General features: G+C 64.8%; 12 protein-coding genes. 7 read left to right on the forward strand and 5 right to left on the reverse strand.

Going from position 1 to position 11,425, the window contains the following annotated elements; all coding sequences use genetic code 11:
- Positions 1 to 19 precede the first annotated feature (19 nt).
- Entirely contained in the window at positions 20 to 1,207 is a 1,188-nt protein-coding gene (locus tag U5A57_RS19560) for a phytanoyl-CoA dioxygenase family protein (RefSeq protein WP_321913312.1), read from the forward strand.
- A 130-nt stretch (positions 1,208 to 1,337) separates the two neighbouring features.
- Here U5A57_RS19560 and U5A57_RS19565 read toward each other — a convergent pair whose 3' ends face one another.
- Complete coding sequence (locus tag U5A57_RS19565) at positions 1,338 to 2,231, reverse strand: SDR family oxidoreductase (protein ID WP_321913313.1); 894 nt, start codon at positions 2,229 to 2,231, stop codon at positions 1,338 to 1,340.
- An 80-nt stretch (positions 2,232 to 2,311) separates the two neighbouring features.
- On the opposite strand from U5A57_RS19565, the gene U5A57_RS19570 reads away from it, so the two are divergent.
- Complete coding sequence (locus tag U5A57_RS19570; RefSeq protein WP_321913314.1) at positions 2,312 to 3,157, forward strand: helix-turn-helix transcriptional regulator; 846 nt, start codon at positions 2,312 to 2,314, stop codon at positions 3,155 to 3,157.
- Between the two features lie 141 nt (positions 3,158 to 3,298).
- Here the strand turns inward: U5A57_RS19570 and U5A57_RS19575 are convergent, their stop codons facing one another.
- Together U5A57_RS19575 and U5A57_RS19580 are read right to left on the reverse strand one after the other, a co-directional pair.
- Positions 3,299 to 4,267, reverse strand: coding sequence for a hypothetical protein (locus tag U5A57_RS19575; RefSeq protein WP_321913315.1), 969 nt, complete (start codon positions 4,265 to 4,267; stop codon positions 3,299 to 3,301).
- 285 nt (positions 4,268 to 4,552) lie between these two features.
- Positions 4,553 to 5,044 (reverse strand): LEA type 2 family protein, encoded by a 492-nt coding sequence (locus U5A57_RS19580; RefSeq protein ID WP_321913316.1) that lies wholly within the window; start codon positions 5,042 to 5,044, stop codon positions 4,553 to 4,555.
- A 275-nt stretch (positions 5,045 to 5,319) separates the two neighbouring features.
- On the opposite strand from U5A57_RS19580, the gene U5A57_RS19585 reads away from it, so the two are divergent.
- The 4 genes from U5A57_RS19585 to U5A57_RS19600 all read left to right on the forward strand — a co-directional run bounded on the left by U5A57_RS19585 (position 5,320) and on the right by U5A57_RS19600 (position 9,155).
- Positions 5,320 to 6,450, forward strand: coding sequence for a GGDEF domain-containing protein (locus tag U5A57_RS19585; RefSeq protein WP_321913317.1), 1,131 nt, complete (start codon positions 5,320 to 5,322; stop codon positions 6,448 to 6,450).
- Positions 6,407 to 6,889, forward strand: a complete 483-nt coding sequence (locus U5A57_RS19590; protein WP_321913318.1) for a hypothetical protein — start codon at positions 6,407 to 6,409, stop codon at positions 6,887 to 6,889. The genes U5A57_RS19585 and U5A57_RS19590 overlap by 44 nt, the downstream gene beginning before the upstream one ends.
- 167 nt (positions 6,890 to 7,056) lie before the next feature.
- Positions 7,057 to 8,088, forward strand: a complete 1,032-nt coding sequence (locus U5A57_RS19595; RefSeq protein WP_321913319.1) for a GGDEF domain-containing protein — start codon at positions 7,057 to 7,059, stop codon at positions 8,086 to 8,088.
- A gap of 287 nt (positions 8,089 to 8,375) precedes the next feature.
- Positions 8,376 to 9,155 carry an ABC transporter substrate-binding protein gene (locus tag U5A57_RS19600; RefSeq protein WP_321913320.1) on the forward strand — a complete coding sequence of 260 codons (780 nt, stop codon included), beginning with the start codon at positions 8,376 to 8,378 and terminating at the stop codon, positions 9,153 to 9,155.
- 97 nt (positions 9,156 to 9,252) lie between these two features.
- Here the strand turns inward: U5A57_RS19600 and U5A57_RS19605 are convergent, their stop codons facing one another.
- Positions 9,253 to 10,149, reverse strand: a complete 897-nt coding sequence (locus U5A57_RS19605) for an AraC family transcriptional regulator (RefSeq protein WP_321913321.1) — start codon at positions 10,147 to 10,149, stop codon at positions 9,253 to 9,255.
- Between the two features lie 154 nt (positions 10,150 to 10,303).
- Between U5A57_RS19605 and U5A57_RS19610 the strand changes: the two genes are divergently transcribed.
- Positions 10,304 to 11,083: an SDR family NAD(P)-dependent oxidoreductase gene (locus U5A57_RS19610; protein ID WP_321913322.1), complete on the forward strand. Its 780-nt coding sequence runs from the start codon at positions 10,304 to 10,306 to the stop codon at positions 11,081 to 11,083.
- A 9-nt stretch (positions 11,084 to 11,092) separates the two neighbouring features.
- On the opposite strand, the gene U5A57_RS19615 is transcribed toward U5A57_RS19610, so the two are convergent.
- Positions 11,093 to 11,296 carry a DUF3079 domain-containing protein gene (locus tag U5A57_RS19615; RefSeq protein ID WP_321913323.1) on the reverse strand — a complete coding sequence of 68 codons (204 nt, stop codon included), beginning with the start codon at positions 11,294 to 11,296 and terminating at the stop codon, positions 11,093 to 11,095.
- Positions 11,297 to 11,425: the final 129 nt, after the last annotated feature.

Raw genomic sequence — 11,425 nt, forward strand, 5'->3', positions numbered from 1 at the left:
TCAAACTGGAGGCAGACGCATGAATCAGCACGAGACATCTTCGGCGGATTTGGGGCAGCAATGGTACGCCGAACGCGAATGCTCGCTCGATGCATTTGTGAACCGGCTGCGAGACGACGGCAGCCCGTTGCGTTTTGCCAGCGATGTGCGGCAGCGCATTCCCGTGTACGACTGCCAGGCACTCCAGACCGTGCTCGACGACGCGGCGCAGCGCTCGCAGTTGCAGGCCGAGTGGGCGTACGTGCTGTGCGACGGCGCTGGCGTGCTCGTGCTTGAACGCGCTTACGCAAACACGCGGCCCGTGGACGAAGCGACCGCCGTGTTCGAATCGATCATTCGCGACGAGCGGGAGCAGGGCGCAAGCGGTGCAGACCATTTTGCCAAGGCAGGCGCGAACGACCGCATCTGGAATGCGCAACAGAAGCTCTGCCTGAAAGCGCCCGGCGTATTCGTCGATTACTTCGCAAACCTGCCGCTCATGGCCATTTGCGAGGCGTGGCTGGGACCGTGCTATCAGACGACCTCGCAGGTCAACGTCGTGCGTCCTGGCGGCGCGGCGCAGGAGGCGCACCGCGATTATCACCTGGGATTCCAGACGATCGAAGAGGCGCAACGCTATCCGGCGCACGTGCATCGCGTGTCGCCTTTCCTCACGCTCCAGGGGGCGGTGGCGCACAGCGATATGCCGGTCGAGAGCGGGCCGACGAAACTCCTGCCGTACTCACAACGCTATGCAGAGGGCTATCTTGCATGGCGGCGCGCCGATTTCCGCGAGTATTTCGAAGCGCATTGCGTACAGCTGCCGCTCGCAAAGGGCGACGCGCTGTTCTTCAATCCCGCGCTATTTCATGCGGCGGGTGCGAACCGCACGGCCGACGTGCAGCGCATGGCGAACCTGCTGCAGGTTTCGTCGGCTATGGGGCGCGCCATGGAGGCGCTCGACCGCACCAGCATGTGCGAAGCGGTTTATCCCGTGCTGCGCGAGCGCCGCCAGGGCGTTGCAGTCGATCTCGCGACCGTTGCGGCGATCGCGTCCTGCGCGGAGGGCTACCCGTTTCCCACGAATCTCGACCGCGACCCGCCCGTGGGCGGCCTCGCGCCAGAAAGCCAGCAGGCGCTCATGCTGCGCGCGCTGCGCGAGGACTGGGATCCGGGCAGATTCGCGCAGGCGTTGCGCGCGCAGGACGCGCGACGCGACCCGGCATAAGCACTGCGACGGTCTTATCGTGCACGGGTCTGTCTCGTGGCCGCTATCGACCACGAGTCGGCAAGTCTACGAAACTTGAATGGTGAGGATATTCAGGATTGCATAGGAGGCATCCGGCTCGACCTGAAGCTCACACCTCAGCAAAGCGCGCTTCGTTCAGATCGGCAATGAGCGTCGGACCGGTCGGGCGCCAGCCGAGCCGCGCCTGGGTGAGCGCGCTCGAAGCAGGCATGTCCATGCCGACGAACATACCCATCCACCCGAAATGCGCGGCCGCGTCCTCCGGCGCGATCGAAACGGCCGGCAGGCCGAGCCCGCGGCCCAGCGACTCGGCTATTGCGCGGCTGCTCACGCCTTCTTCGCCGACCGCGTGGTAACGCGCGCCGGGCTGTCCTTTTTCCACGGCGAGCCGGTACAGGCGCACGACGTCGGACAGATGGCCAGCCGGCCAGCGGTTCAGGCCGTCGCCCACGTAGGCGCAAACGCCTTTTTCGCGCGCGATCGCGACGAGCGGCGTAATGAGCCCCTGCCGAAACGGATTGTGGACCTGCGGCAGCCGCACCGCGCCCACATTGAGCCCTTGTTCCAGCAGCACGTGCGCGGCCAGTTCGGACGCAATGCGCGGGTTGGGATGGCTCGCATTGAAGACATCTTCGCTCGCTAGTTCGCCGTGCGCGCCGCTGCCGACGCCGGTGCCGGACGTGATGAGCAACGGTCGATCGGAGCCGGCGAGCGCGGCGCCGAGCGCCGCGATGGCGCGCTGGTCCTTTTCGCAGTTCTCGACGAAGCGCGAGAAGTCGTGATCGAAGGCGGTATGGATCACGGCGTCTGCCTGCTCCGCGCCACGGCGCAATGTCTGCGGCTCCTCCAGCGTGCCGCGATGCACGCGCGCGCCCGCCTTGGCGAGCGCCTGCGCGCCGGCTTCCGAGCGGGTCATGCCGATCACCTCGTGGCCGGCTTCGATGAGTTCCGGCACGAGCGCCGAGCCGATGAAGCCGGTCGCACCGGTCAGAAAAATACGCATGGTCATCTCTCCAGGGTCATGACTGGCGTACTATCTCCAAATTTTCTATACCGTTAAAGTAGTGAGCTCATCATATTAAGATGACTAACAGGCTCTCCATTCCGATTCATTCGGCGGGCTCGCTCGGCGACTTCCTGAGGCGTTGCCGCACGCGGCTCGACCCGGCGAGTTTTGGCTTCAGCGGCCGCCGGCGCACGCCGGGGCTGCGCCGCGAAGAAGTGGCGCAGCGCGCCAACATCAGTCCGACCTGGTACACGTGGCTCGAACAGGGGCGCGGCGGCGCGCCTTCGCCGGAGGTGCTCGAGCGCCTATGCGGCGCGCTGATGCTCACCGATCCGGAGCGCGAGCACCTCTTCATGGTGGGGCTCGGGCGCCCGCCCGAAGTCCGCTACAAGGCCGTGGACGGCGTCAATCCTCGGCTGCAACGCCTGCTCGACTCGCTGCGCTTCAGCCCGGCCATCGTCAAGACGGCCACCTGGGAGGTCGTGGCGTGGAATCGCGCCGCCGCCATCGTGCTGACCGACTACGGCAAGCTGCCGCCCGGGCAGCGCAATATTCTGCGCTTTCTGTTCTGCAATCCGGACGTGCGCGCCAAGCAGCACGACTGGGACAGCGTGGCCCGTTTCGTGGTGGGCGCGTTCCGGGCCGACGTGGCGCGCGCGGGCCTCGTTTCGGCGGTAGGTGAACTCGTCGAGGAACTGTGCAGCGTCAGCCCCGAGTTCGACGCCCTATGGCGCGACAACGAAGTGCCTACGCACGCAGAAGCCGACAACGTCAAACGCCTGCACCATCCCACGCTCGGGCTGATCGCGCTGGAGCAGTCGGCGTTTTCCGTCGATGGGCGGCCGGACCTCCACATGATCGTGTACAACCCGGTCGATGCGGAGCAGGCCGAGCGCATCAAGGCGCTAATCGAGCAGTCGTAACGCCGCCGCTTCAATGCCATAAGAGCGCGATGAGAATGATGATCGGGATCGGAACGCCTAGCAGATAAAGAAGAATCGAGCGCATGTCAGCCTCCTCGCGGTTCGGATATTGGCGTCATTGCCATGTCGATAAAGGTCGCTTCAAAACTCGCGCATCCGGCCGCCGATCGTCGCCATCAGGCTCGCGGCAAATGCCCCGATCAGCAGGGAGATGAAGAGCCACAACGTCACGCGGATGCTCGCCTTGCGCGCCGTTTCCACCGCGGCGCGCGCGGCGCTTTCCTCGGCTTGCGCCTTTTCCTGCAAGCGCGACCAGGTGGTCGTGACGCGGGCGCGGGCATCGGCCGGCGCGAGCCCGGTTTTTTGCGCCACGATGCGCGCCACGTAGTCGCTGTCCTCGGGCGAAAGCGCGCCGCTGGCAGGCTGGCTGTTGAGAAAGATGCGCGCAATCTCCTGTTTCTGTTGCGCGGTCGCGAAGACCTGGTCGGCACCCGAGGTGTCCGAAGCGCCTGAAGCGCCCGCCGTGGCGGCGGGTGCCGCAGCGCCTGCGGCCGGGCGCAGCATGCCATCGATCAGATAGCCCATGGGCCAGGTGCTGTAGGCGGCGAGGGCATTGCCGCGGTTGAGCGCGCCAGTGCCGCTCGCCATGCGTTCGGCGCTTTGCGCGCCTACGTTCACGCCCTCGCGCGCGAGCCCTGAAATGGCCGACGTGAGGATAGCGGCGGAGAAGAGTGTGGCGAGCGCCCAGGCAAGAAAGCCGTGCGCGGTGTCGCGAAAGTGGGTCTCGTCGGTGCCGATGCCGGGCCAGTGCCGGCGCAGCCGCCCCGCAAGATAACCGCCAAGGCCGGCGGACATCACTTGCGTGACGCAGATCCAGATAATGGCCGCCACACCGAAGGTTTTCGCGTGCGCGCCGCTCCCGGGCCATGGCGAGAGGGACGAAAGGCCGAGGCCGGTGCCGAGCGTGAGCAGAATGAGGGAAAAGGCGGCCATGCCCACCGCGCCGGCCAGGATCGCGCTCCAGGAAACGGCGGCGCGTGCGCGTCCAATTGGCTGCTCCGCGGCGCGTGCCGTGGCGTATTCAGCCGCAAGTCGATCGATGTCTTCCATGGCGCCCCCCTTTTCGGTCGTGAGCCTGCGCAGCGCAGTGAGGCGGTGGCAGGCGGGTCGAGAGTCGCAGCGCAGGAAGCGTGCCGCGCGTCGGGGGCTGGGTGTCGGTATGCTTGTCAGCAGCTTTTGGGCCGGGCGTGCAGATGCCAGTACGGCCGTGAACCGGTCAAGGCCGATGGGTTTCACGAGGTGCCGATAGAAGCCGCTCCGCGCCCGGCTGTGCGGGCGGCTGCGCTTGAGCGGGGCGGCTAGCCGCGGCGGCATATCGCGCCGCCGGCCGCTGCGTCACGGGCCGAGCAGGCCCCCGGTCGGCAGCGAAAGCTTGCCGTGGTCGACGAAGCGCGTGCCGCCGCCTATGCCGCCTGCCAGGCGCCCGCGTATTTCGTAGGGAATGCTGCCCGCCTGCGCCCCGCCCGCAAGAGCGAAAGCCTGGCGCACGGCGGAGAATGCCGGCACGGTCAACGGCACGACGAGCACCGTTTCTCCGAAGCGCGGCACGACGCCGCTTTGATCGCTTACGCCGCTGGCGAACGACTGACCGTTAAGATCGAGTTGCAGCGACACGCCGCTAAATTCGACCGGCGCGTCGTTGGGGTTCTGGATGCGCAGCTTCACGTTGAAGCGCATCTCCATGCCTTCGCCCTGTAGCGGCTCGAGCCCCGCCACGCTGACTTGCAGCGCGTCCTTGCCCAACCCCGCGCATGCGCCGAGCCAGAAGACCACGCAAAGCAGGGCGCAGATAAGTCGAACTGCGCGGCCGGTGTCATGTGCTGGCATGGGAAGTCCCTCGTTCGTAGCGTTCTCAGGAGCCATTTAGTGTAGCGTCGATCCGTCACGGGTTTCACGTAGCTGCATTGATCCAGGCGAAACCTGCGATACGATATGTCCCCGGCGCTTCTGTGTCATGCGTGACTCGCAGCTTAAATTATTTTCAATTAGCTTTCGTCGATCGCGCGCTCCCGCGCGCGTCCCGATTCTCTCCTTTCGTTGCCCGGCCCGTTCTCATGCTCAGCGCCTTCGCTCTATTCGGGATCTTGATCGTATCTTGCCTGATGAGCGTCGCCATCCTGGGCTCGTTGATTCGAACCGCCGTGCCGGGCGTGGTCCGCTGGTGTCTGGGCTATGCGCTGCTCGCCGCCGCCTCCACGTGGATTGTGACCTCCGCGCCGCACGCCGGCGGGATCACGATTGCCGGCGCTTCGATCGCGACCTTGGGCGCCGCGGTGCTGCTCGTGCAGGGCACGCGCCAGTTCTTTGGCCAGCGTGCGGTGTGGGGCGCGGAATCCGTGGCGCTGGTCGTCATTTGTGCGGCGCTCGTGTATTTCACGTGGGTGTCGCCCAACGTCGACGCGAGGGGCGTGCTCGTTTCGCTGGGCCTGATCTACGGGCGGCTCGCGGTGGCCACGCTGGCGCTTCGGCACGCCTCGCGCGAGGGCACGCGCTACGCATGCCGGTTCATCGCCGTGGCCGCCGGGCTCGGCGCGCTCGTGTATGTCGCGCGAATCGGTGCGATTGTCTTCGGCGCCGCGCCGTCACTTTCGTTTGTGCAGCCCTCGCCGTGGAACGTGGCGCTGCTCGGGCTCGCCATCCTCACGTTGCCCTGCATGTCGATCGGCATGGTGATGCTCGCTCACGACCGGATCCTCGGGAGAATGGAAAAGCTCGCGACGATCGACGAACTGACGGGCGCACTCACGCGCCGTGAGTTCATCGCCCGCGCGCAAGTCCTGCTTTCGCAAGCGCGGGAGAAGGGCGATCCCTTGTCGATCGCGATTCTCGACATCGACAATTTCAAGGCCGTGAACGACGGCTTCGGCCACGCGGTGGGCGATCGTATTCTTTCGCACGTTGCCTCGGTCGTCACTGGCCAGTTGAGATCGTGCGATCTGTTCGGCCGGCTGGGTGGCGAAGAGTTCGCGATCCTGTTCGCCTACGCGCGAAAGCACGACGCAGCGACGTTGACGAATGCGCTGAGGCTCGCTGTCGAACGGTCGTCCGCCGAAGGCGTGCACTGCACGCTTAGCGCAGGCGTTGGCCGGTTCGTGCCGGCCGATACACTGGGGAGCGCGATGGTGCGGGCCGACGCTGCGCTTTATGTCGCGAAGGCGGCGGGGCGCAATCGCGTCATCATGACATCGGATGCCGAAGAAGGCGAAGCGCGCTACCTGGCCGAATCCCGTTGAATCGCGCTGCATAAATGCTTGCCTGGTAAATTTATTCCACGGAGAATTCTCGCTGACGAAACCGGCATCGACGCCGGCTTCGTGCGGCCCGGCGCGTCGTACCGGGCAAGTCAATCACTTCTCGGGCAATGGCGTCCGCAACGGTGGTCATGCCGGATATCCGCCCATGTTCAAGCGCATTCTTTTCGAACTCGCCCGTGTGTTCGTTCCCGATGAGCGAAACCCCGACTCGCCCGCTTTGATCGATCTTTCGCGCAGCGCTTTCGATACAGCGGCCATCGAGGCGGAAAGCACGCTGTCCCGATTGCGCGACAGTGCGGGCACGCGTGCGGCCCGCTCGCGCCGCCGCGTCTGGAGGCTTCGCGAAGTCCGCCGCGAATTTCGCCGCGAAGTCCGTCGCGAATTCCATCACATCGTTCAGCCGGTGCCGCGCTTCTAATGCGCTAATACGCTCGCCCGCAATCAGGGAAAAAGCGAGGGAAAAAGCGAGGGATAAAGCGGCGTGGATTCGTCATAAAAAACCTGCTACTGTAATTCGCACAAAAACCCGGCTGGAAGGACCGTTGCCAAAACAGGGTTTCAATTGTTTTACAGTGAATAGCCAATATGGATGAATTGCTTGAGCGCCTTTCCCAGAAGGTTGTTGCGGCCCAGAATCTGGAAGGTCTCGTGCGGCCGCTTCTCGAGATGCTTGGAATATTGACCGGACTTGAGTCCACCTACCTGACATCGGTCGACTTCAGCCGCGAGGTGCAGACCGTCCTCTATTCGCGCAACGACGGCGACGTGGAGATCATGGAGGGCTTGCAGGTTCAGTGGTTCGACACTTTGTGCAAGCGCAGTCTGGAAAGCGGGCGGCGCGTGGTCAGCAACGTCAGGGACATTTGGGGCGACTCGCGCGCGGCCTCCGAACTCGGGATCTGCACCTATGCCAGCGCGCCGGTCTGCGCGCAAGGCGGCGCCGTCATCGGTACGCTATGCGGCATTAGCCGCGAGAGCCGCGAAGTCAGCTCACGGGCGCGCGGCGCGCTCAACGTCTTTGCCAAACTGATCTCGGAGCATATCGAGCGCGAACGGCTCATCGAACGACTCACGCTCACCAATGAGCACCTGGCGCAACGCGCCCTGATCGACGACATGACGGAGCTGCCGAACCGGCGCGCGCTGCATGAGGAACTCGGCCGCCTGATGGCGCAGGCCGCTTCGGACGGCTCGTATGTCGTGGTTTGCATGATCGACCTGGACGGCTTCAAGGAGCTAAACGATCAACGCGGCCACGCGGTGGGCGACCAGTTCCTGCAATCGTGCGCCGGGCGTTTGCTGGCGGCGACTGCCGATCGAGGTCTGCTTGCGCGCATTGGCGGCGATGAGTTCGCATTCGTTGCATCGGGGCCGGCCGATTACGATCAGGCGGCGAGCATGGCCGAAGCCGTCGCGAGCCATGTTTCCTCAGTGACGGCAGGGGAATACACCTTGCCGAACATGCGTCTGCAATATGGGGGGGCGGCCGCCGGATGCGTGGCGGTTCGCTTCGTGAGCGCGCAGCAGGCGCTCGACCAGGCGGACCATGAGATGTACCGTGTCAAGCGCTTGCGGCGCGCGGCTCGCGCGGGCAAGAGCAACTGGACGTTCGGATAAGCCGCCTTCACTCCTCCTGCGACCGGTTAAGGGTCTTCCCTGCCAGGCAAGCGGGTTGGCCCCATTCGGCCTGCGTTTCTCCCAGGGTTCTCCCGCGCCATAGGTGTTTCCGCGTGTTTTTGACATCTCGACGCGTGTATTCTGGACTGCTACCTTGCCCGGCGCAGGTGCACCCGCAGCGTCGACCACGCTTGCGGCGCGCGCCGCTGGGGAACGTCCGTGCCGCAACCCTGCGGGCGGAGTCCATGTCTTGACCACCCTGTATATCCAGAACCTAGGGGGATCCCATGAAAAAGTTGTTTGCAGCCGTGTCTATTGCCTTGATCTCCGTCACGGCCAGCTCCGGAGCATTTGCGGCGGACACCATTCGCTTTGGTGTCGATGCGAGCTATCCGCCGTTTGAATCGAAAGCACCGGACGGCAAACTGGTTGGCTTCGACATCGATCTCGGCAACGAGATCTGCCACCGTCTGAATGCGAAATGCGTCTGGATCGAAAACGACTTCGACGGCATGATCCCGGCGCTCAAGGCGCGCAAGTTCGACGGCGTGCTCTCGTCGATGTCGATGACCCCCGCACGCAAAGAGCAGATCGCGTTCTCGGACAAACTGTTCAACACGCCGACGCGTCTCGTCGCCAAGACGGGCTCGGGCATCATGCCGACCGCGGAATCGCTCAAGGGTAAGCGCGTGGGCGTGGAGCAGGGCACGATTCAGGAGACCTACGCCAAGGCCCATTGGGCGGCGGCTGGCGTGGAGGTCGTGCCTTACCAGAACCAGGATCAGGTCTATCAGGACCTGCTGGCCGGCCGCGTAGACGCGGCGCTGCAAGACGCCGTGCAGGCCGAAGTGGGCTTCCTGAAGTCGCCGCGCGGCCAGGGCTACAGCTTCGCGGGCGGCGACCTCGACGATCCGGCGACGCTTGGCAACGGCGCCGGCATCGGCCTGCGCAAGGAAGACACCGCGCTCAAGACGAAGATCGACGGCGCGATTGCCAGCATCATCAAGGACGGTACGTACAAGAAGATCGAGAAGAAGTACTTCGACTTCGACGTGTACGGCAAGTGACGTTTGATCGATGACGCGCACGGCGCGAAAGCGGACGCATCGCTTTCGCGCCGCGTGTCACATACTCCAGTTAAGCCACCTAAGTCACCTATGTCACCTAAGCGGCCTCGCGCATTGCCTTCGCCTGGGTCGAGTCTTTTTTCGGTGGCGCGCCAAACATCCGCGTGTATTCCCGGCTGAACTGCGAGGCGCTCTCGTATCCCACTTCGAATGCGGCGGCCTGTACGCTCATCGAAAGCGAGAGCAGCAGTCGGCGGGCTTCCAGTAGCCGCAACTGCTTCTGGTATTGAAGGGGCGGCAGCCCCGTCAGCGCCTTGAACTGGCGGTGAAACGCCGACGCGCTGAGCTGGGCAAGCGCCGCCAGGTCTTCCACCCGCACGGGCTCGGCAAACCGCTCCCGCAAATTTTCCACCGCGCGCAGCAGGCTGAGAGAAGGGCTTTCGGTCGACGCGAGCCGCGCGATTTCAGATCCATTCGGACCCCTTAGCAGCCAGTAGCAGATCTCGCGCATGAGCATGGGGTACAGCATGGCGATGGCGTCGGGCGTCTCCAGCAGGCGCACGGCGCGCAGCGCGCAATCGGCAAGCGGGCCGTCGAAGTTCGCGACGAACACGCCGCGGCTCGCCTCTGCCGCCGGCGCGGGCGCAGGCGACATCTCTTTCGCCACGGCGCGCAGCATGGCCAGGTCCAGTTCGAGAATCAGAACCAGGCAAGGTTTGTCCGGGCTCGCTTCGAACACCCGGCCGCGCGACGGCGTTTGAACGCCGACCACGAGCGCTTGACCTGCCCGGTATTCGAGTTGCGCCCCGCCGAAACTGGCCCATTTGGCGCCTTGAGCGACGATGCACAATGCCGGGCGCGCCGCGCGAAACGTGGGCGGCGCGGGGTGGTCGGAGCGCAGAATGAGCAGTCCGTCGACCGCGGTGCTGTATGGGCTCGTGCCGGGCTGCGTTTGCGTGTAGCGCAGCAGGGCGGCGGCCAGTTCGTTCGTCATGGCGGCTCGCTAAGGATCGCGCGAGGGAAAGTGCGCGCCGAGGCATGTTAGTCAGCGAAGCAGGAATAGGCAAGAATCGGGCAGGTTCGGGTATTCACTCGCCGGTGGCGCCAGGCGGAGAATCGAAGCCATCCACTCTAGCGAGAGGTGCCAAATGGCAACGAACAACGGCAGTCAGTCGGGCCCGAAAATCGCGGTCGTCACCGGCGGCAGCCGCGGCATTGGCCGCGACACTGTTCTGCGGCTGGCAAGCCGCGGCGTCCGCACGGTCTTTACTTACAACACCAATCGGGCCGAGGCCGAGAAGGTTTGTGCGCAGGTTGCAGAGGCGGGGAGCCAGTCGATCGCCCTGCAACTGAACATGGCGAATTCTGGCGCGTTCGACGACTTCGTTGCGCGCCTGCGAGAAGCGCTCGGAACGCTGAACGCCACGGGCTTCGATTATCTGGTGAACAACGCCGGAATTTCTTCCACAGCCACGCTTGCCGCCGGCACCGAAGCGGAACTCGACGCGCAGTTCGCGGTGCACTTCAAGGGGCCGTTTCTGTTGACGCAAAAGCTGCTGCCGCTCATTCATGACGGCGGCCGGATTGTGAACGTCTCCTCGGGTCTTGCGCGCTTCGCGTTTCCGGGCCGCGCGATTTATGGGCCGATGAAGGCGGCGGTCGAAGCGCTCACGCGCTATATGGCGCTCGAACTCGCGCCGCGCCGAATCGCGGTCAACGTCGTGGCGCCAGGCGCCATTGCGACCGACTTTAGCGGCGGCATCGTGCGGGACAATCCGGAGGTCAATAAAGCAGTAGCGGAACACACCGCGCTCGGCCGCGCGGGATTGCCGACTGACGTGGGGCCGGTTATCGCGGGTTTATTGTCGGATGACTTTGGATGGGTGAACGCGCAGCGCATCGAGGTGGCTGGCGGCATGCATATTTGATTTCGCCGGTCACAGCGCGACGCTTTTGCCGGTCGCGTCGACTTCGATGCCCCAGTCGCCTTGTTCGAACCAGTCGTCGCCGAGCAGTTCGGCCGGATGCTGCGTGCGGCTCTGGCCGTTGCCGCATCGCATGTCGCCGGCGGGGCAGTAGTGGTCGCAGCCCCAGCACAGGCGCTCGGGGTGCTGGGGGTGAATCGGAAACTTCTTTGCCATGATGTCGTCCCGGTGCGATCCCGGAAAGGACGCAATATCAACATTGTCGTCCTCGCGCGCCACAGTGGCAGATGGCAGAGTGTCACGCCCAGCAAGCGCGGCTGCTGCAGATTGTCGCAGCGTCATGCT

Origin of the sequence: Paraburkholderia sp. J11-2 (genome assembly GCF_905220185.1) — a bacterium.
Classification (GTDB): Bacteria; Pseudomonadota; Gammaproteobacteria; order Burkholderiales; family Burkholderiaceae; genus Paraburkholderia.

What these genes read in the sequence shown, in the direction of transcription:
- U5A57_RS19580 (WP_321913316.1), bottom strand. Translation starts at nt 5,044, where the DNA reads ATGCCAGCACATGACACCGGCCGCGCAGTTCGACTTATCTGCGCCCTG.
- U5A57_RS19565 (WP_321913313.1), bottom strand. Translation starts at nt 2,231, where the DNA reads ATGCGTATTTTTCTGACCGGTGCGACCGGCTTCATCGGCTCGGCGCTC.
- U5A57_RS19615 (WP_321913323.1), bottom strand. Translation starts at nt 11,296, where the DNA reads ATGGCAAAGAAGTTTCCGATTCACCCCCAGCACCCCGAGCGCCTGTGC.
- U5A57_RS19575 (WP_321913315.1), bottom strand. Translation starts at nt 4,267, where the DNA reads ATGGAAGACATCGATCGACTTGCGGCTGAATACGCCACGGCACGCGCC.
- U5A57_RS19595 (WP_321913319.1), top strand. Translation starts at nt 7,057, where the DNA reads ATGGATGAATTGCTTGAGCGCCTTTCCCAGAAGGTTGTTGCGGCCCAG.
- U5A57_RS19600 (WP_321913320.1), top strand. Translation starts at nt 8,376, where the DNA reads ATGAAAAAGTTGTTTGCAGCCGTGTCTATTGCCTTGATCTCCGTCACG.
- U5A57_RS19585 (WP_321913317.1), top strand. Translation starts at nt 5,320, where the DNA reads ATGAGCGTCGCCATCCTGGGCTCGTTGATTCGAACCGCCGTGCCGGGC.
- U5A57_RS19570 (WP_321913314.1), top strand. Translation starts at nt 2,312, where the DNA reads ATGACTAACAGGCTCTCCATTCCGATTCATTCGGCGGGCTCGCTCGGC.
- U5A57_RS19605 (WP_321913321.1), bottom strand. Translation starts at nt 10,149, where the DNA reads ATGACGAACGAACTGGCCGCCGCCCTGCTGCGCTACACGCAAACGCAG.
- U5A57_RS19610 (WP_321913322.1), top strand. Translation starts at nt 10,304, where the DNA reads ATGGCAACGAACAACGGCAGTCAGTCGGGCCCGAAAATCGCGGTCGTC.
- U5A57_RS19590 (WP_321913318.1), top strand. Translation starts at nt 6,407, where the DNA reads ATGCCGAAGAAGGCGAAGCGCGCTACCTGGCCGAATCCCGTTGAATCG.
- U5A57_RS19560 (WP_321913312.1), top strand. Translation starts at nt 20, where the DNA reads ATGAATCAGCACGAGACATCTTCGGCGGATTTGGGGCAGCAATGGTAC.